Genomic DNA, 17,753 nt, shown 5'->3' with positions numbered 1-17,753 from the left:
AAATGCAAGGAAAGGGCAAATCTTGTCAAAGCCGCATAATTGGTATGTCATGCTTAAAAACTGGGTTAATTGGCTAGACGTCAGAATTCTATCACTACTTTTTCAGACAATAGATAGTTATTCTGTATTTTCTTCATCAAAGACAATAAATTTATAATATCTTTCGATTTATTATTTTGATCGTTCGGAAGAAAAACAGTAGTTTGATACGAATTTCTATTTTTCAGGCAAAACTTTCAGTTGAGATAATTTAACTTTATGATCCTATGAGTAAAATTAGTCTTGTATTACTATGCAAGCGACCGGCTTTAGGCATCGGTAAACAAAGATTGGCGGCGAGTTTGGGTATGGAAGTAGCTCGACAGATTGCTGATGCATTACTGGATTGTGCACTGGAAGATGCACGTAATTGGCCTGGTCCAGTAGTGATTTCGCCTGCTAATCAGGAAGATGTAGAGTGGGCGCAATCCTTGTCAGTATCAAATTGTTTTCCAGTTACCGTCATGCCGCAGGTGAGAGGTAATCTGGGTCAGCGACTCAATGCGTTAGATCGAACACTGCGTGCGCAAGGTTTGGAGCAATTGGTATTCATCGGCAGTGACGCACCTGGATTGACCGCGGCTGATTATGAGGCGACCCGTGAAGCACTGCAACACGATGATGTCGTATTAATTCCCGCTCTTGATGGTGGTGTGGTACTCATGGCCAATCGATGTAATTGGCCGGACTTGGTTGCTTTACCGTGGAGCAGTTGTCGATTAGGTATATCTTTGATGGATATTTGCCGCAATACTGGAAAATCGGTAGCGACAATTAAACTAGGTCAAGATGTCGATGAGTTGAAGGATTTAATAAGGCAGGCTAGTTTGTTGCAACAGGATCAGCGCCCTGCGCGCCGTAGATTGTTGGAACTTATTGACAGGAGCATTTCATCTCTGAGAATACCTTATGATTAAGTGTAGTGTCATTATTCCTTGCTACCAAGATGATGAGAAATTAGCGCGATTACTAAGGCAGTTGCAACAATTGCCGAATAAACCGTGTGAAATAATTGTCGTTGATGCGGCTAACAGCTTAGATATATGTAAACATTTCGGGGTGCAGAGGTTGTTCAGTGAGCCTTGCCGCGGTCAGCAATTGCGCGTTGGTGCACGTCAAGCGAAGGGCGAGGTGCTGTGGTTTTTGCATGCGGATGCACAACTATCAACCGATCCGATAGCAGCTATATCAAGTGCATTAGCACGAGGTGCCATCGGCGGTTATTTTCGTTTCCGCTTTGCCAAGCCGCGTGTATGGCAAGCTTGTATGCTGGAACCCGCGATAGCGCTGCGATGCCGTTTCGGTGTTCCATATGGAGATCAAGGAATTTTTATCAAACGTTCAGTTTATCAACAAATAGGTGGACATGCGCCCTGGCCGTTGTTCGAGGAAGTGCCTTTGGTGCAATCCGCTCGTCGTTGTGGTAAATTTTTACCATTATCCGAGCCTATTTTTATCGATTCGCGCCGTTGGCGATATGACGGTTGGTGGCGGCGTACCTGGCGTAATCGTAAATTAGCCTGGAGTTTTATGTGTGGTGTGACTCCGAAGGAGCTCGCTGCAAAATATCATTCTAAAATTGATTCGTGAATGACATAATAGTACTAATCATTCAATGTGAAGGAATATCATGCAAGAGATTGTGCAAAAGTATTATGGCGAAACCCTCACGGGCACTCAGGATTTATTAACTAATGCGTGCTGCACTGATGCAGGTCTACCGCATTTTGTCAAACCGCTGCTGAAACGAATTCACGCGGATGTGCATGCGCGTTATTATGGTTGTGGCTTGGTTCTGCCTGAATTATTGGACGGACTTGCGATTCTGGATTTGGGATGCGGTGCAGGCAGGGATGTTTACGTGTTGTCGCAACTAGTCGGGGAGAAAGGGCGAATTATCGGCGTGGATATGACCGAGGAGCAGCTGGCAGTGGCACGACAACACGAAATATACCACCAAAAAATCTTTGGCTACAAACGCAGCAATGTGCGCTTTTTACACGGCTATATCGAACGGTTGCACGAGCTTGAATTGGCGGATGCCAGCGTGGATTTAATTGTCTCGAATTGCGTTATTAACCTGGCGCCGGATAAGGCGGCAGTATTGCGTGAAGCATTCCGTGTGTTGAAACCCGGTGGAGAATTGTATTTCTCTGATGTCTACAGTGATCGGCGTATTCCAGCGGTATTGACCCAGGACCCTGTGTTATATGGTGAATGCTTAAGTGGTGCACTGTACTGGAATGATTTTTTGCAACTGGCGCGTAAGCATGGCTTTACTGATCCACGTTTGGTCGATGATCGATCAATCGATGTTAATAATCCTGGATTATCCGATAAAACAGGGAATATTCGTTTTTATTCTGCAACTTATCGACTATTTAAATTGAACGATCTGGAACTTGCTTGTGAGGATCATGGACAAGCGGTGGTATATAGGGGCACGATTCCCCATCATCCTCATGCATTCCGGTTGGATAAACATCACTTTATTGAAGCCGGCAAGCAGTTTCCAGTATGTGGCAATACCTGGCGTATGCTGCATGATACGCGGTTCAGGGAGCATTTCGACTTTTATGGAAATTTTGATCGGCACTTTGGTATTTTTCCCGGTTGTGGTATGGGCATTCCGTTCACGGATGTAATCACTGATGGACAGATAAACGGATGTTGTTGAGTATGAAAGCCACTGCCTCATCAACATCAGGAAAGTCCAGTACCCGTTCCAAATCATGGTACGTCACACACGACGATAAGCCCCGTGGTTTTATCCATTCGCATGCTTTGGAGGAATTATGGTTTCATACCGGCACTGCGTGTAATTTGGCTTGTCCCTTTTGTCTTGAAGGATCAAAACCTGGTGATGATCGTTTGCAACTGATGCGTTTCGATGATATGAAGCCATTCATTGACGAGGCGATAGTTCTGAATGTTAAGCAATTTTCCTTTACTGGCGGAGAACCTTTTGTTAATAAGGACATGGTTCGTATTCTCGATTATGCATTGCAGCATCGTCCCTGCATGGTGCTGACCAACGCCACGGAGCCATTGATTAAACGTCTGTCGCAGTTGGAATCTTTGCGTGAACGTTTCCATGCTGTGCATTTTCGGGTTAGTCTGGATCATTTCTTGGCAAATGAGCATGATCGACAACGTGGTGCGGGTATGTTTTCGATGGCACTGGATGGATTATGTGCTTTGAATGATATGGGCTTCAGCGTATCAGTCGCTAATCAGAAAATTGCTGGTTTGCCAGAAAATAAGGTAGCTAAGTGCTTTGCAGAGGTTTTTCGTGGTGCTGGCTTACCAGAAAATTTACCCCGGATTGAATTTCCTGAATTTTACCCACCCAATAGTACAGTTTCTGCTCCCCAGATTACGCAAAGTTGCATGGTGGATTATCAGACCGAATCGACCCGGCGTGAATTCATGTGCGCATTTAGCCGTATGGTGGTGAAGAATGCCGGTGAATGCAAGGTTTATGCGTGCACACTGGTCGATGACGATGCCGATTATGTGTTAGGGCGAACACTGACCGAGAGTCTTCAAGAACCGGTGAGTATGAAACACCATCGCTGTTACAGCTGTTTTCAGTTTGGTGCTTCGTGCAGTGAAATGAAGCGATAACGATGTAAAGGTCACTCAATAAAAATTGGCATGAGAAATGACATCAGGTGCCTAGGAAATGATTCAATGGATACCGGAAAGTATCATCATGACATTTGAGTGCGCTTAATATGGCCGTGCCTGGAAATAGCCTGGCATCATACTGGCACAAACTGACGACGGGGAATCGATGCGCTAGATTCTGATTGTACTGTGCTTCGAAATTACTTAATTCTCTAATTCCCATTCCTTTTTGTAGTGTCCAGGCCATATCACCCAACACTCGCAACCCCTGAATACCATGCTTACTCGCATCCAGAAAAGCATGTTCAAAAAAAGTATACAGTTCGACGCTGTCTGACATACCATCCATCAGAATAAGGTGGCTTTCTTGGATATCTTGATCAATTTCGGGTCTGACATCGCGTAACTGATTCACTATTAGAGTTTGAATCTCAATGGTGGCAACCAAAAAACACCGGTTACCTGCTTGAAGACCAGCGAGCAGGAAGGGTAGCGCCAGCTTTAACCGTCCTGAATCAGTGTCATAAAATGCACACAAGTGACTGCCATAATTAATTGAGATGCCTTCAAGATCAATATGTGCAATCCGGTCTGTAGCTTGCGCAAGAATAGTAGTGCTGTTTTGTCTCTGATCCTGATCAAGATAGTTCAAAAGATCGGTCAGACGATATCTCCTTTCGCGTCTGACGCCTATCCGCATACATGGCAACTTGCCTGCATCACTCCACCGTCTTAATGATATTTCACTGACATTTAGAATCTTTGCTGCCTGTTTAATATTCAGCAACGGTGCAACAGTGTTATCAGTAGTGCTCATGCACATTTTCTCCTGAAATCATTCCTGTTTGTTTCATTGGTTTCTTTAGCTTTCAAAATCGTATCTGCGATCTTCAATTGCATTCTGCGCGGTGGGATTCGAATGTTATACCTTTTCATAAAATGCTTGACATGCATTTTAACATGAATCATATTAGATCGTATGATCATTACAGAATAATAAAGAATATTAATGCTCATCAGAGCTTGTTAAATTAATCAGAATGAGAAATTTAGGATAGCAAGATGAACTCAACTTATGACAACTCAGATAGTTACAGTTTTTATAGCGCTCTAAGCCATTCACCATTGCGGGCAACTGGTAATACACCTGATCTAACTATCTACCGTCCTCAGGGCGTTCCTGAATATGGCGTTTTTCGTTACAAAGCACCGTCTGAAGGATTGCTACAAATAGGTGGTGTGCATAGCGCTGAAACGGATTGGTCGGATGATTTTGATATTGCTTGGACGAAAATGGGCAATAAGGGCCCGTTGGTTCTTTTTCTTCATGGTGTTCCAACTAATCGTTCACAATGGGAAGAAGTACAAGGACAAGTTTCGCGCTTCTGCGAAACGATTTCCATCGACATGCTGGGCATGGGTGAAAGTTCCAAGCCGCGTCTTTATGGCCGTAAAAATAATCCGACTCTCAATGCAACGTGGCACTGGATTAATGATGTCGATTACATTGAGAAACTGATGCAGCAGGAATATCCGGGACGACAATTCATTTTTATTGCCGATGACTGGGGAAGTGGCATTGCTTCGCATTATGCAGCGTTGCATAACGGCCGTTTGAATGCGTTAATGCAGATGGATCCTATCGCCTTCGATGGTTATCCGGTGAATGAAATACAGGCGATTGGCAGAGCCTCAGAAATTCCCAACACACCTGATGGCGATGCGCAATTTGCAACGCTGTTTGCAGCTTTTGATCAGACATTAGTACAGATTCTAAAATCAATGGTGTACGATCCTTCCAAATACAATCAATATAATTTGCGTTATCTGACTTTTCCTTACGTTGATGTGGATTATGAGCGCAATGGTATGGGAGATGGAGTCACGGATGTAGCCAAGTCTACAACCATGCGCCTAAAACTACATAACTGGCGCGTGTTGTCAGATCGCGCGGCTATTCTTGGCCCATCCTTGTTACTGCCCTATCATCCGCAAAGTAATCCTAATGGTGTGCAATACCAAAACATTACCGTTCCGACACTGATCATGTGGGGGGAGTATGACAACATGATGCCCGCAGCTCAGACACAACGATTTGCTCATGTACTAGGCACAGATGATGTGCAAATTACTTACATCCCAAGAGCGGGGCATTTCCCGGCCACAGATAATCCAGTCTGCGTTACTGACACTATCCTTAATTTTATTCGTCGCGTTATGGGGCGCAGTGCACTGGCTGATATCTATATCGGAAATCATGGAATCTGGAAAGGAGATGAGCGTCAGATGATTCGAGAATTACGTGTGCTGCATGGTATTGTTGATTAATAAAACAGAAATATCCACGGAAATTATTATCTTTCATATTCCATAAACATTTTATGAAAACTATTATCTTTAAATCGGATTTGATTTGCCCGTATTGCGGTTTTATAAAACAGGAAATCATGCCCACTGATGCCTGTTTATATTTTTATGAATGCACAGGCTGCAGCGCACTGTTAAAACCGAAATCAGGTGATTGCTGCGTCTTCTGTTCATATGGAACCGTGGCCTGTCCACCCAAGCAAGCTGAAGCTAGCTGCTGTAAGCTTTCCTGATAAGGTTCTTATGATTGCAGGGAATAATGACTTAAATCCCCAGACATGGCTGGAAGAGCATGGCGATTATCTATTCAGCTATGGACTTTTAAGAGTAAAGGATACGCATCTGGCTGAAGATCTGGTTCAAGAAACACTGCTGGCGGCAATATCCGCTAAAAATACCTTCTCCCATCAATCTGCCATTCGGACCTGGCTGATTGGCATACTCAGACACAAGTTGATTGATCATTTCCGACGTCAAGGACGTGAAGTAGCCGTTGGTGATCTGGTTGATCAGGATGAGGGGGACAATCTGGATGATTTTTTTAGAGCCAATGGTCGATGGATTGAAAAACCGGATGCTTTTCCTAACCCAGAATCAGCCTTTCAACAAAAAGAATTCTGGAAGATCTTTCAGGAATGTTTATCTGGACTGAAACCAAAGCAAGCTGAAGTATTTCTTGCTAAAGAAATTTACGGAATGAGCAATGAGAATATCTGCAAGGATTTTGCACTCAGCCCGACTAATGTGTGGGTAATTATGCATCGTGCTCGATTGTCCCTGAATAGATGTTTGAAGATTAACTGGGTAGATTAATGGTAGGTATTAAATGCTAAATTGCAAACAAGCCAGCCAGTTGGCTTCACGGGCAATGGATGAAAAATTACCTTTGTGGAAAAACATCGCGTTAAAAATGCACCTGATTTTATGCCGCAGTTGCGCGAATTTTACGTGGCAGCTTCAGTTTTTGCGCAAAGCTTCACGCCGTTCCAAAAGCAATCATAGTTTTCTGCTAACTGACGAAGCAAGGCAACGAATCACCAATACCTTGAAGGATAACCCGGCTGAACGCTGATCATAATAATGAACCAAGAAAGGACCCGTTTCTGTGTGCGATTCTTAAAAAAGAATGGCAGCAAGAATTGTCGCTGAATGAGGAGAATTAGCAAATGCTACAAGCAGACACTGAAAAAACATCTGAGTCATCAGCTATATTGCTTGAAATTGGAAAAACTTTTGGAGGTCATGTTCCTAATATTTTCAAAGCCTATGCCGAACATCCGCCATTACTTGCAGCCAATTGGGAGAAATTCAAGGCGATTATGCTTCAAGGCAAATTGCGACGCAAAGTGAAGGAAGCTATTGCATCAGTAATTTCATATGATAATAAGTGTATTTACTGTGTAGCGGCACATAGTGCAGCGCTGCGCAGCATGAAAGTCAGTGAATCGGAGATTGATGAGATGTTTCAGGGCACACTTCCCAATGATTTTACCGACAAGGAAATAGCGCTGGTGAAGTTTGCCCGTAGAGCGAATCTAGATTGGCATAACATTGGTAATGTTGAACTCAAAAAATTAGTTGATCTTGGGATTGAAGACTCTGAGGTGCTGGAAGCATTTGGAACGATGGAGCTTTTTATAGCATTTAATCGATTCGCTGATGTGATGGGTATTGAAATAGATTTTTAATACTAATAGATTGGATCATAGAAAATTATTTCTGCTATGCAAAGACTACTATGCTGGATTATAGCTTGTTTGCCTACTGGGTCATGGGCAGAGGTCGATCATATTGATATAGCTCGTTTTTCTCAGGGGGATTTAAATGGGTGGCAGTCAAAAGTTTTTGTCGGTGAAACGGTATATTCTCTGAAGAATGACGGCAGTCGAACGGCGTTGCATGCTAACAGCAGTGCAGCTGCTTCAGGACTTTATCGTAAGATCAGTATTGATCTTGTCAAAACACCCATACTCAACTGGGTATGGAAGGTTGATAACATTTTGAAAGGTAACGATGAGCGTGCTCGCGCGGGGGATGATTATCCTGCACGAATTTACGTCGTGTTTTCGGGTGGCTTAGCTTTCTGGCGCACGCGTGCCATCAACTATGTATGGTCAAATCAGCAGCCAATTGGTAGTAACTGGTTCAGTGCTTTCACAAGCAATGCGGGAATGATTGCCGTAGAATCTGGCGCTGATCGTATAGGTCACTGGATTGGTGAAAGGCGCGATGTGCTTGCTGATTATCGACAGCTATTCGGTGAGGAGCCAGGTCTGGTTGATGCCGTAGCGATTATGACCGACACGGATAATACGGGCGCTGCGGCTACAGCCTGGTATGGTGATATCTGGTTTACTAAAGAATAAGCTGCCACTGATTTGTTTCACAAAATACCTCCAGTTTTCCCATCCTTCATCTGCTGCAAGCATTAGCAACAAAGGCAAATTACCAAGCAATTATGACTTATTACACACATGAATTACATTGAGCATCTTATAAAAAGTTTTTTCATGATGTGTATGTGACGTGGTTTTAAAATGGAGGCCAGTATTTCACAAAAAACCGCCCACCTTATAAATCATGTACGGAATTGAAGACTCTCAGCAACAACTTTTTAGTTACGTCAACTTGGAAGCACGAATTCCTGTTGATCATGCAGTGCGCCCTTTGAGGGAATTGGTGGATGGCATACTCAAGGGGAATGGTCGGCCATTTGATTATGTTTACTCGAAAGAAGGGCGTCCCTCAATACCGCCGGAGCGATTGTAGAGAGCATCGTTGCTGTAAGTGTTATTGACGATCCGATCCGAACGGCAGCTGGTCGAGCTTATTGATGCAACTTACCGAATACTTCTTCTCTGAGACAGCTGCTGGCTATAGCATAGCCATTTATCTTTGTGCCGCAACTTCGCTCATGAGGTGCCCGTCAGAGCATTAAAGGTAACTTTGCAGCTTGTGGTGGATGCAGAACCCCAGCAAACAATGTGTTCTTTACTACACTTAAGGCATTGTGACTTGTTCGATAGATACTCCTCAATCAGAGTGCGTTACATAGAGTTATGCTCAATTTCATGCAATCGATCTGGCAGAATGCTGCGTTGGTGTGGTGTCAGTTGCGTGAACTCTGTGGTCAAAACCTGAAAATTTTTGCTCTTCATGGCATCTCTTATCTCATTGATTATTTATCTTATCACTTTACGTCAACAATTAACGCTAACATAGCCATTAATAAATATCTGTGATGTAAGGAATCTCGTTCACTATTGACTAATATTTGAGTTACAGATGAGGGATATGCTTATTTGTGACTGCAATTAGTCTTTAGCATATTGGTATTCCAATTAATTTGTTAATTAAATAATAAAATTAAATATGGTTGAACTGCCCACTTTAGTTTTAGTATGTAAGCGGCCTACACGCGGTTCGGCAAACAGAGACTGGCTGCCAAACTGAGTATGGAAGTAATCGCCGAAACATTGATTGCCTGTGCGCTGGAAGACGCCTACAACTTATCAGGCTCTATTGTGATTGTTTCGGCAAGCGGCACATGATCATGATTGGGTCGTTGCTTTATCTTCACCGGTGCAATCACCTGTGATAGTTCTACCCTACTGATGGCAGGTAATTTTTCGTGGCCTGAGCTAACTGATCTGCCGTGGAGTTCCAGCAGTCTAGGTGAATCATTGGCTAACAGTTGTCGGGATGTGGAGCACTCGGTTGCTACATTGATTGAAGGTTTTGATGTTGATGAACCGGAAGATCTCATGAAATTAGTTTCTGTGTTAAGTGACGAGCAACATCCAGCACGACGTGCGTTATACACATTAATCTATGATATCCAGATAAAGGAAATAAAACATGCGTAGCGATAGTGTCATTATTCCTTGTTACCAAGATGAAGTGAAGTTGATGCATTTGCCTAAGCAATTGCATCAACTGTCACATCACCCGGCAGAAATTATTGTTGTCGATGGCGCAGACAACAAGAAATGCCGTGAAATTTGCAATCAGTATCATGTTCTCTGGCTGTCCAGTAAACCCTGTCGAGGGCAACAATTATTGGCCGGAGTTGCATTAGCACAAGGTGATGTCCTATGGTTTTTACATGCAGATGCCCGCTTGCCACCGGATCTACTGTCTGTAATGACAGCAGCCTTTGAGCATGATGCGGTAGGGGTTATATTTGTTTTCGCTTTGACGTCCTGTGCACTTGGTCAACGCTTTGTTTTGGAGTCCGCGATTGTCCTACGGTGTCGTTTTGGTGGTGTTCCCTATGGAGATCAAGGTCTATTTATCTTACGGCAGGCTTATATCCAGGTTGGAGGTCACGCTCTCTGGTCCTTATACGAGGAAGTACCTTTAGCGCGGAGTGTGCGTTGTATGAGGAAATTTCTGTCATTAAGCGAGCCTATATTTGTTCATTTACGGCATTGAAAGCGTGATGGTTGGTGGCGATGTACCTAGAATAACCGTAAATAAATGTATGCATGCATTTTGGTTGATGATGACCCGGACTATGCCCTGAGCGAAACGTTAGCTCAGAGTCTGCAAGTGCCCGTGAGTATGAAACACCATCGTTTTATAGTTGCTTTCGGTTTGGTGCGTCATGCAGCGAAATGAAATGATAAAGGAAAAAATATGAAAAATCGTTGGTGGATACTTGCTTTACTTGGACTGCTAATGGCGTTATTTTTTATTTTCGACTTGGGGCGTTTTTTTAGTCTGGAAACGCTCAAGGAAAGCCACTATGACCTGCAGCAAGCTTATCAGGAACAACCATTTTTAGTCATTGGTCTCTATTCCTTCACGTATATCGTTATGGCTGCATTGTCTTTGCCAGGCGCAACCGTAATGACTTTGGCCGGTGGTGCCATGTTTGGGATATGGGTGGGCGTACCGGTGGTCATTATTTCAGCCACGATTGGTGCAACCTTGGCTTTTTGGGCCGCGCGTTATGTATTGCGGGATTCCGTGCAGCGCCGCTTTGGTGATCGGCTAAAAATTATCAATGAAGGTCTTGAGCGCGATGGCGTGTTTTATTTATTTTCCTTGCGACTGGTACCTGCTTTTCCTTTCTTTCTCATCAATTTATTGATGGGATTGACTACCATTCGCAGTGCAACATTTTTCTGGGCCAGTTTAGTAGGTATGCTAGCAGGAACCGCCGTGTATGTTAATGCGGGTACCCAGTTAGCAGCGATTACTCATTTGACGGATATTTTGTCCCCAGCGTTAATTGGGTCATTTGTTTTATTGGCAGCCTTTCCGTGGCTGGCACGTTGGGGCATTGGCATGGTCAAAACTCGGCGATTATATGCGCGCTGGACAAAGCCCGTTCAGTTTGATCGCAATCTGGTGGTGATTGGCGCCGGTGCCGCAGGTTTGGTGAGCTCATATATTGCCGCAGTTACTCGTGCCAAGGTAACGTTGATTGAAGGTCATAAAATGGGCGGCGATTGCCTCAACTACGGTTGCGTGCCCTCCAAGGCACTCATTCATTCAGCAGCTTTCCTGAAACAAGTAAAAAACTCCGCATCGCTGGGTATTGCTACTGCAACGGTTGATTACAATTTTAGTGATGTGATGGCGCGTGTACAGCGCGTCGTCAGCACGGTTGAGCCGCATGATTCGGTAGAACGATACACGAAATTAGGGGTCGAGGTACTGCAAGGAAAAGCAACCATCACTTCACCTTGGTCAGTAGAAGTGAACGGTCAAACCTTGACCACACGTGCCATTGTCATTGCTACGGGCGCCCGCCCCGCGGTTCCAAACATCCCAGGTCTTGAAGCCGTTCGTTACTACACATCCGATACGATCTGGTCGTTGACACAACGTCCTGATCGGCTGGTTGTATTGGGGGGTGGCCCGATTGGGTGTGAGCTGGCACAGACGTTTGCTCGACTGGGTTGCCAAGTAACACAGGTAGAGATGGGTGATTTGATGGCGCGTGAAGATGCCGATGCGGCTGCGCTGGTTAAGGCGGCATTACAAGCGGATGGTGTGCAAATACTGACCCAAACTGAAGCTGTGCGTTGTGAGAAAGATGCAGATACTCAATGCTTGATTGTGCGTAACCAGACGGGTGAAGAAACCGTGTTGCCATTTGATGCCTTATTATGTGCGGTCGGCAGAGCGCCTCGCACGGAAGGCTTTGGCTTGGAAGAACTTGGTATTCCAGTCTCATCAAGACGCACCATTGAGACCAATGCCAAGCTACAAACAATCTATCCCAACATCTATGCCTGCGGTGATGTTGCCGGGCCTTACCAGTTTACACACACTGCGGCGCATCAAGCATGGTATGCCTCGGTCAATGCCTTGTTTGGTGATTTAAAGCGCTTCAAAGTTGATTATTCAGTGATTCCATGGGCAACATTTACCGATCCGGAAGTTGCGCGCGTAGGATTATCGGAAAATGAGGCGAAGGCACAAGGAGTTGCTTTTGAAGTAACGCGCTATGATCTGGGTGATCTGGATCGAGCCATTGCAGATGAAGCCGCGCATGGATTTGTTAAGGTACTTACGGTGCCGGGCAAGGATCGAATTCTGGGGGTGACCATTGTCGGTGAGCATGCCAGTGATTTGCTGGCAGAGTTTGTGTTGGCGATGAAACATGGCCTGGGTCTGAATAAAATCCTTGGCACGATCCATACCTATCCAACCTGGTCAGAAGCGAATAAATATGCGGCTGGAGAATGGAAGCGCGCTCATGCACCGCAATGGCTGTTGAAGTGGGTAGAGAAATTTCATACCAAACAACGAAGTTAGGAGAATGACTATGATGAAGCGATTGCTTTTAGCATTTGCTCTGCTGGTATCAGCAAATACAGTACTAGCCGCCGAATTTGATCATAGTGTCTGGAATGGATTGTTGCAAAATCATGTTCAGATGATAAATCATGGACAAGCCAGCCAAGTAGATTACACAGGTCTTCTGCAAAAACGTGCAGTTTTGCATACTTATTTGTCTCAATTGTCGGCGATCAACGCAAATGAATTCTCAGCCTGGAGCCGGTCAGAACGGTTAGCCTTTTTGATCAATGCGTATAACGCCTATACCGTAGATTTAATTCTTACCCGCTATCCCAGGCTGGATTCGATTAAGGATCTGGGTTCTTTGTTGCAAAATCCATGGAAAAAAAGTTTTGTGCCGCTATTTGACAAGATGCTATCACTGGATGATATTGAACATGGCATGATTCGTAAACCAGGAGATTACAATGAGCCGCGTATCCACTTTGCTGTGAACTGTGCGTCGATTAGTTGTCCGGGCTTATTGAATGAAGCTTATATTGGTACAAAACTGGAGTCGCAATTGGAGACAGTGACGCGGGCTTTTCTGGCTGATCGGTCACGTAATCGTTATAACGTCACAACCGGGAGACTGGAAGTGTCAAAGATCTTCGATTGGTACCGGGAAGATTTTGAACGGGGTTGGAAAGGTTGGAATAAATTAGATCAGTTTTTTGCTCACTATGTGGATAGTCTTGCTGATACTCCTGAAACTAAAGCATTAATTATTGCCGGAGGTATCAAAATAAGATTTCTTGATTATGACTGGGCATTGAACGAGAAGAAATGAGTATGTCAGACAGCAAAAAATTTTTACTGGTTTTCATTACGTGCTTCGTACTTGAATTCGGCGGATTGGCTTGCGCATATGCCGCATCCGAGCGGTTGGTACTGACAGGTTCAAGTACCGTGGCTCCATTAGTGGGCGAAATGGCCCGGCGATTTGAGACTATGAATCCTGGCGTGCGGATTGATGTGCAAACCGGTGGAACTTCCCGTGGCATCAACGATACCCGCAATGGCACGGCTGACATCGGAATGGTATCGCGCGCTCTCAAGCCGGATGAAAACGGTTTGCATGCGTTTACCATTGCACTGGATGGTATCAGCATTATTTTGCATGCCAATAACCGGGTAACTGCGCTTAGCAAGCAGCAGATCATTGATATTTATACCGGCAAAATAACCAACTGGAGATCGGTGGGTGGAGCTGATGCGCGCATTACAGTGGTTAACAAAGCTGAGGGACGATCAACGCTGGAATTGTTCTTGCACTATCTTGAACTGAAAAACAGTCAGATCAAGCCGCATGCCATCATTGGTGATAACCCGCAAGGTATCAAGACCGTTGCAGGCAACCCAAATGCAATTGGTTATGTTTCGATTGGAGCAGCTGAATATGAAGCCGAACGGGGCGTGCCGATCAAGTTACTGCCATTGGATGGAGTTGATGCCACGATTGCTAATGTACGCAATGGGACTTTTCCATTATCCCGTCCGCTTAATCTGATTACATCTCGAGAACCACAGGAACTAGCTCGGCGCTTCATTGAATTTGCTCGTTCGCTACAAACCCATGATCTGGTCGAAGCGCAATATTTTGTTCCCGTTGAAGTTAACTGATTCTCTGCTGCAGGGTATCTTACGTGCGGGCGCTGTTATTTCAGCGCTGGTCATGTTGTTGATTTCGTTGTTCCTGGTAGTTGAATCCTGGCCTGTATTGGGTCAAATATCACCCGTACGTTTTTTTACAGATACTTCATGGCATCCGCTGGAAGGTGCCTATCAATTGATGCCGATTCTGGCAGGTACGCTTTATGCCAGTGTTGGCGCCTTATTGCTGGCGATCCCGTTGGGAATTGCCTCGGCGCTTTTCATTGTTTATTACGCATCACCACGTTTGGCCAAATGGTATAAACGCTTGGTTGAATTGCTGGTAGGGATTCCTTCCGTCGTTTTTGGTTTTTGGGGATTAACGACGCTGGTTCCACTGATAAATCAACTCCATCCACCAGGCGCCAGTTTATTGGCCGCCATTCTGGTATTGACGTTAATGATATTGCCGACGATTACACTGACTGCCTATTCTGCATTAATGGCGGTTCCTGCTGAATTCCTGCGCAATGCGATTGCTCTGGGAATATCACGCTGGGGCATGATTCAAGGAGTTGCGTTACCAGCTGCAAAAAACGGAATTACCGCAGGAATCATTCTGGCGGCGGCGCGTGCGCTCGGTGAAACCATGGCGGTATTAATGGTGGCAGGCAATGTGGTGCAGTATCCTGAAACATTTTTTGATCCGGTGCGTACACTGGCAGCCAATATTGCGCTGGAAACCGCATATGCCATGGGGGATCACCGTGCTGTTCTGTTTGTTTCTGGATTGCTTTTGATGTTGTTGGTTATGGTGTTGTCGGGTATAGCCGGATTGCTGGAGAAACAGCGCCATGCATGAAGTAAGGAATACTCATGCGTGGCAAATTTTACGTGATCGTGGAGTGCAGTTTCTGATTTATGCGTCGGTATTGCTGATCAGCGCGGTTTTTATATGGATATTGGTTGATCTGATACGCGGCGGCATTGCACATCTTTCCTGGGAGTTCCTGATAGAGCCTCCGCGAGATACCGGGCGGGCAGGGGGTATTGCACCCATATTGGTCTCCACGCTATTAATTTTGTTGGTAGCGGTGTTGACAGCAGTACCCATTGCATGGACCACTGCGATACTACTGGCGGAATTTGTTGCGGTAGACAATGCTTTCGGCAAAGCAGTGCGATTCAGTCTGCATGTATTGGCGGGAGTACCTTCGATTGTTTTTGGGTTGTTTGGTAATGCTTTTTTCAGTATTTATCTAGGGCTGGGGTTTTCTATTTTGTCAGGCGGATTGACGCTGGCATGCATGTTGTTACCGATACTGACGAGTACCGCTGAAGCAGGGCTGCGCACCGTACCAAATACTTACCGTACGTCAGCATCTGCTTTGGGTCTGACGCGAACAGCAGCACTGATTCATTTGATACTTCCGGCTGCCGCGCCGGTTTTGGCTGCCGGACTTCTGTTAGGTATTGGGCGTGCATTGGCGGAGACGGCAGCTTTACTGTTTACCAGCGGTTATGTTGAACGCATGCCGGATTCTTTGCTGGATTCAGGACGCGCACTGGCGTTGCATATTTTCGATTTGTCCATGAATGTTCCCGGCGGTGATACGCCGGCTTACGCTTCATCCCTGGTGCTGGTCAGTCTGTTATTATGCATAAATATTCTGGCCATGAAATTTGCTCATGGCCTGCAACGCAGGAAGATCATGACATGAATTCCAATCAATCCACGGATAAGCCGAATATTTTTACCTTGGGACCGCTTGAGGCTGGCCCAGCCTGTTGTGATCCGCAACCCGCGATTCAGGTGAGGGATCTGTCACTGCTGTATGACGGCATGATCGCTCTGGATAAGGTAACGCTGGATATCTACCAAGGATGCATTACTGCGTTGATCGGGCCATCCGGTTGCGGGAAAACCAGTTTTCTGTCAGCAATCAATCGCCTAACAGATCTGATCCCAGGCTGTAATGTCACAGGAAAGATTCTGGTACACAATCAGGATATTCATCATCCTGACACTCACGCGCAGACATTGCGCCGCCAAGTCGGGATGGTGTTCCAGAAACCTACGCCTTTTCCGCTTTCCATCCGCCGCAATCTTTCGCTACCATTGAATGAACATGGCATCACCCAAAAAGCAGAAATAGCCGCAATCATTGAGCAAGTGCTGCGAGATGTCGGCTTATGGGATGAGGTTCATGATCGCCAGGATGTATCCGCGCTCAGTTTGTCCGGCGGGCAGCAGCAACGTCTTTGCATTGCACGTGCTCTGGCGTTACAGCCAAAGATTTTGTTGATGGATGAACCCTGCAGCGCGTTGGACCCGCTTGCCTCTGGTGTCGTGGAAGACCTGATTTGCCGTCTGCGCGGTCGTTACACCATTGTCATCGTTACGCATAATCTTGCACAAGCAAGACGCATCGCCAATTATGCTGCTTTTTTCTGGGTCAGTGGACGTGCTGGACAACTGATCGAATTTGGTCGTTGTCAGCATATCTTTGAATCTCCTAGCCACGAGTTAACAGCTGCTTATGTAAATGGTGCGAGAGGATAAATAATAAGGAATTTATGTAATATATTTTTACTGATGCGGGAGTCGCGCAGAGTTTTGTCAAAGTGCTGACCGTGCCGGGCAAGGATCGTATTCTCGGTGCCATCCTTACCTATCCAACCTGAACGGAATCCAATAAATACGCGGCGGGAGAATGGAAGCGAGCGGATGTACCGTAGTGGTTGCTGAAATGAATGAAGAAATATCATAACAAACGGTGGGAAAAGGGTTGATTAGAGGAATGAAGCTATAAAAAATAGATATTTATATACTGATTGAGTTGTTTGTACTAACTTGCTATATTTTGTTTGTAATATTTAAAGCATATAAACATAGAATTATTTGGAAATATATTTTTAAATCATATTAGCAAGGAAATATATGAAAAAAATAGAGGCAGTTGTTCTTGCATCCAGAGAAAAAGATATTTTGAATGCTTTGCAAAAATCAGGAGTTGGTGGATTGACCGTAACCCCTGGAAAGGGTCGTGGGAAAGGACCTAGAAACGTCCAGGCAGGGCCGGGCCGTTACATTGAGCGATACAATGATGTTTTGACATTTTTTATCGTTGTTGAGGATTCCAAAGTAGACGAAGTAGTATCAGCAATCACAGAAGCATCTCATACAGGTAATTTGGGTGATGGCAAAATCTTCATCTCTACAGTTGATGATGTTATTGATATCACAACCAAACAAAAAGGAGAGATGTATATCTAAGACGGTATTGCTAAGTTACGTTGAAGGTTTTTTAACAGGCCGTTGAAAAACA

At 45.0% G+C, this 17,753-nt stretch carries 20 protein-coding genes and 1 pseudogene; 20 read left to right on the top strand and 1 reads right to left on the bottom strand.

Annotated features, from left to right (window positions below; translation table 11 throughout):
* The first annotated feature begins 266 nt into the window (after positions 1 to 266).
* Genes C7H79_RS07060 through C7H79_RS07045 form a run of 4 tightly spaced genes read left to right on the top strand, consistent with a single transcriptional unit; the run spans position 267 to position 3,666 of the window.
* A complete protein-coding gene (locus tag C7H79_RS07060) occupies positions 267 to 956 on the top strand; it encodes a TIGR04282 family arsenosugar biosynthesis glycosyltransferase (protein WP_106706590.1) in 690 nt (229 codons plus the stop codon).
* Positions 949 to 1,629, top strand: a complete 681-nt coding sequence (locus C7H79_RS07055; RefSeq protein WP_106706589.1) for a TIGR04283 family arsenosugar biosynthesis glycosyltransferase — start codon at positions 949 to 951, stop codon at positions 1,627 to 1,629. The genes C7H79_RS07060 and C7H79_RS07055 overlap by 8 nt, the downstream gene beginning before the upstream one ends.
* Positions 1,630 to 1,669: 40 nt before the next feature.
* Positions 1,670 to 2,716 carry a methyltransferase domain-containing protein gene (locus tag C7H79_RS07050; protein WP_106706588.1) on the top strand — a complete coding sequence of 349 codons (1,047 nt, stop codon included), beginning with the start codon at positions 1,670 to 1,672 and terminating at the stop codon, positions 2,714 to 2,716.
* A 2-nt stretch (positions 2,717 to 2,718) separates the two neighbouring features.
* Positions 2,719 to 3,666: a radical SAM protein gene (locus tag C7H79_RS07045; RefSeq protein ID WP_106706587.1), complete on the top strand. Its 948-nt coding sequence runs from the start codon at positions 2,719 to 2,721 to the stop codon at positions 3,664 to 3,666.
* Between the two features lie 43 nt (positions 3,667 to 3,709).
* On the opposite strand, the gene C7H79_RS07040 is transcribed toward C7H79_RS07045, so the two are convergent.
* Positions 3,710 to 4,486, bottom strand: a complete 777-nt coding sequence (locus tag C7H79_RS07040; protein WP_172592377.1) for an MEDS domain-containing protein — start codon at positions 4,484 to 4,486, stop codon at positions 3,710 to 3,712.
* Between the two features lie 245 nt (positions 4,487 to 4,731).
* Here C7H79_RS07040 and C7H79_RS07035 point away from each other — a divergent pair, with 245 nt between their 5' ends.
* The 16 genes and pseudogenes from C7H79_RS07035 to C7H79_RS06955 all read left to right on the top strand — a co-directional run bounded on the left by C7H79_RS07035 (position 4,732) and on the right by C7H79_RS06955 (position 17,701).
* Positions 4,732 to 5,997, top strand: coding sequence for an alpha/beta fold hydrolase (locus C7H79_RS07035; protein ID WP_106706585.1), 1,266 nt, complete (start codon positions 4,732 to 4,734; stop codon positions 5,995 to 5,997).
* A gap of 53 nt (positions 5,998 to 6,050) precedes the next feature.
* Entirely contained in the window at positions 6,051 to 6,269 is a 219-nt protein-coding gene (locus C7H79_RS18825) for a GDCCVxC domain-containing (seleno)protein (protein ID WP_106706584.1), read from the top strand.
* A 10-nt stretch (positions 6,270 to 6,279) separates the two neighbouring features.
* On the top strand, positions 6,280 to 6,849 hold the full coding sequence (locus C7H79_RS07025) for a sigma-70 family RNA polymerase sigma factor (protein ID WP_172592376.1): 570 nt from the start codon (positions 6,280 to 6,282) through the stop codon (positions 6,847 to 6,849).
* A 13-nt stretch (positions 6,850 to 6,862) separates the two neighbouring features.
* Positions 6,863 to 7,108 carry an anti-sigma factor family protein gene (locus C7H79_RS18405; protein WP_106706582.1) on the top strand — a complete coding sequence of 82 codons (246 nt, stop codon included), beginning with the start codon at positions 6,863 to 6,865 and terminating at the stop codon, positions 7,106 to 7,108.
* Between the two features lie 94 nt (positions 7,109 to 7,202).
* Positions 7,203 to 7,724 carry a carboxymuconolactone decarboxylase family protein gene (locus tag C7H79_RS07015; protein WP_106706581.1) on the top strand — a complete coding sequence of 174 codons (522 nt, stop codon included), beginning with the start codon at positions 7,203 to 7,205 and terminating at the stop codon, positions 7,722 to 7,724.
* Positions 7,725 to 7,793: 69 nt separating this feature from the next.
* Complete coding sequence (locus tag C7H79_RS07010) at positions 7,794 to 8,402, top strand: DUF3047 domain-containing protein (RefSeq protein WP_242447184.1); 609 nt, start codon at positions 7,794 to 7,796, stop codon at positions 8,400 to 8,402.
* Positions 8,403 to 8,616: 214 nt separating this feature from the next.
* A pseudogene (locus C7H79_RS07005) lies at positions 8,617 to 8,820 on the top strand (transposase); the annotation flags it as partial.
* 773 nt (positions 8,821 to 9,593) lie between these two features.
* Complete coding sequence (locus C7H79_RS18820; protein ID WP_242447183.1) at positions 9,594 to 9,902, top strand: glycosyltransferase family protein; 309 nt, start codon at positions 9,594 to 9,596, stop codon at positions 9,900 to 9,902.
* The gene (locus C7H79_RS06995; protein ID WP_106706578.1) at positions 9,895 to 10,470 is read left to right on the top strand and encodes a glycosyltransferase; all 576 of its coding nucleotides are present in this window, start codon (positions 9,895 to 9,897) and stop codon (positions 10,468 to 10,470) included. Before C7H79_RS18820 ends, C7H79_RS06995 begins: the two co-directional genes overlap by 8 nt.
* A gap of 204 nt (positions 10,471 to 10,674) precedes the next feature.
* On the top strand, positions 10,675 to 12,807 hold the full coding sequence (locus C7H79_RS06985; protein ID WP_106706577.1) for a dihydrolipoyl dehydrogenase family protein: 2,133 nt from the start codon (positions 10,675 to 10,677) through the stop codon (positions 12,805 to 12,807).
* Between the two features lie 10 nt (positions 12,808 to 12,817).
* The gene (locus tag C7H79_RS06980; RefSeq protein WP_197714604.1) at positions 12,818 to 13,621 is read left to right on the top strand and encodes a DUF547 domain-containing protein; all 804 of its coding nucleotides are present in this window, start codon (positions 12,818 to 12,820) and stop codon (positions 13,619 to 13,621) included.
* Complete coding sequence (locus C7H79_RS06975; protein ID WP_197714603.1) at positions 13,618 to 14,454, top strand: phosphate ABC transporter substrate-binding protein; 837 nt, start codon at positions 13,618 to 13,620, stop codon at positions 14,452 to 14,454. Before C7H79_RS06980 ends, C7H79_RS06975 begins: the two co-directional genes overlap by 4 nt.
* A complete protein-coding gene (pstC, locus tag C7H79_RS06970; RefSeq protein ID WP_242447182.1) occupies positions 14,381 to 15,286 on the top strand; it encodes a phosphate ABC transporter permease subunit PstC in 906 nt (301 codons plus the stop codon). Before C7H79_RS06975 ends, pstC begins: the two co-directional genes overlap by 74 nt.
* Positions 15,279 to 16,145, top strand: a complete 867-nt coding sequence (gene pstA, locus C7H79_RS06965) for a phosphate ABC transporter permease PstA (RefSeq protein WP_106706574.1) — start codon at positions 15,279 to 15,281, stop codon at positions 16,143 to 16,145. Before pstC ends, pstA begins: the two co-directional genes overlap by 8 nt.
* Positions 16,142 to 16,987, top strand: a complete 846-nt coding sequence (locus tag C7H79_RS06960; RefSeq protein WP_106706573.1) for a phosphate ABC transporter ATP-binding protein — start codon at positions 16,142 to 16,144, stop codon at positions 16,985 to 16,987. Before pstA ends, C7H79_RS06960 begins: the two co-directional genes overlap by 4 nt.
* A gap of 378 nt (positions 16,988 to 17,365) precedes the next feature.
* Complete coding sequence (locus C7H79_RS06955; RefSeq protein ID WP_106706572.1) at positions 17,366 to 17,701, top strand: P-II family nitrogen regulator; 336 nt, start codon at positions 17,366 to 17,368, stop codon at positions 17,699 to 17,701.
* The last annotated feature ends 52 nt before the right edge of the window (positions 17,702 to 17,753 follow it).

Source organism: Nitrosomonas supralitoralis (genome assembly GCF_003011925.2).
Classification (GTDB): Bacteria; Pseudomonadota; Gammaproteobacteria; order Burkholderiales; family Nitrosomonadaceae; genus Nitrosomonas; species Nitrosomonas supralitoralis.
Note: the sequence above shows the minus strand (reverse complement) of the source record. Positions and strands in the feature narration are given on the sequence as shown.

Excerpts from the sequence above, each read along its gene's own strand:
- C7H79_RS07055 (WP_106706589.1), top strand. The coding sequence starts at position 949 with ATGATTAAGTGTAGTGTCATTATTCCTTGCTACCAAGATGATGAGAAA.
- pstA (WP_106706574.1), top strand. The coding sequence starts at position 15,279 with ATGCATGAAGTAAGGAATACTCATGCGTGGCAAATTTTACGTGATCGT.
- C7H79_RS07025 (WP_172592376.1), top strand. The coding sequence starts at position 6,280 with ATGATTGCAGGGAATAATGACTTAAATCCCCAGACATGGCTGGAAGAG.
- C7H79_RS06985 (WP_106706577.1), top strand. The coding sequence starts at position 10,675 with ATGAAAAATCGTTGGTGGATACTTGCTTTACTTGGACTGCTAATGGCG.
- C7H79_RS06955 (WP_106706572.1), top strand. The coding sequence starts at position 17,366 with ATGAAAAAAATAGAGGCAGTTGTTCTTGCATCCAGAGAAAAAGATATT.
- C7H79_RS07050 (WP_106706588.1), top strand. The coding sequence starts at position 1,670 with ATGCAAGAGATTGTGCAAAAGTATTATGGCGAAACCCTCACGGGCACT.
- C7H79_RS07060 (WP_106706590.1), top strand. The coding sequence starts at position 267 with ATGAGTAAAATTAGTCTTGTATTACTATGCAAGCGACCGGCTTTAGGC.
- C7H79_RS07015 (WP_106706581.1), top strand. The coding sequence starts at position 7,203 with ATGCTACAAGCAGACACTGAAAAAACATCTGAGTCATCAGCTATATTG.
- C7H79_RS18825 (WP_106706584.1), top strand. The coding sequence starts at position 6,051 with ATGAAAACTATTATCTTTAAATCGGATTTGATTTGCCCGTATTGCGGT.
- C7H79_RS07040 (WP_172592377.1), bottom strand. The coding sequence starts at position 4,486 with ATGAGCACTACTGATAACACTGTTGCACCGTTGCTGAATATTAAACAG.
- C7H79_RS06995 (WP_106706578.1), top strand. The coding sequence starts at position 9,895 with ATGCGTAGCGATAGTGTCATTATTCCTTGTTACCAAGATGAAGTGAAG.
- C7H79_RS18405 (WP_106706582.1), top strand. The coding sequence starts at position 6,863 with ATGCTAAATTGCAAACAAGCCAGCCAGTTGGCTTCACGGGCAATGGAT.
- C7H79_RS07045 (WP_106706587.1), top strand. The coding sequence starts at position 2,719 with ATGAAAGCCACTGCCTCATCAACATCAGGAAAGTCCAGTACCCGTTCC.
- C7H79_RS06975 (WP_197714603.1), top strand. The coding sequence starts at position 13,618 with ATGAGTATGTCAGACAGCAAAAAATTTTTACTGGTTTTCATTACGTGC.
- C7H79_RS07035 (WP_106706585.1), top strand. The coding sequence starts at position 4,732 with ATGAACTCAACTTATGACAACTCAGATAGTTACAGTTTTTATAGCGCT.
- C7H79_RS06960 (WP_106706573.1), top strand. The coding sequence starts at position 16,142 with ATGAATTCCAATCAATCCACGGATAAGCCGAATATTTTTACCTTGGGA.
- C7H79_RS06980 (WP_197714604.1), top strand. The coding sequence starts at position 12,818 with ATGATGAAGCGATTGCTTTTAGCATTTGCTCTGCTGGTATCAGCAAAT.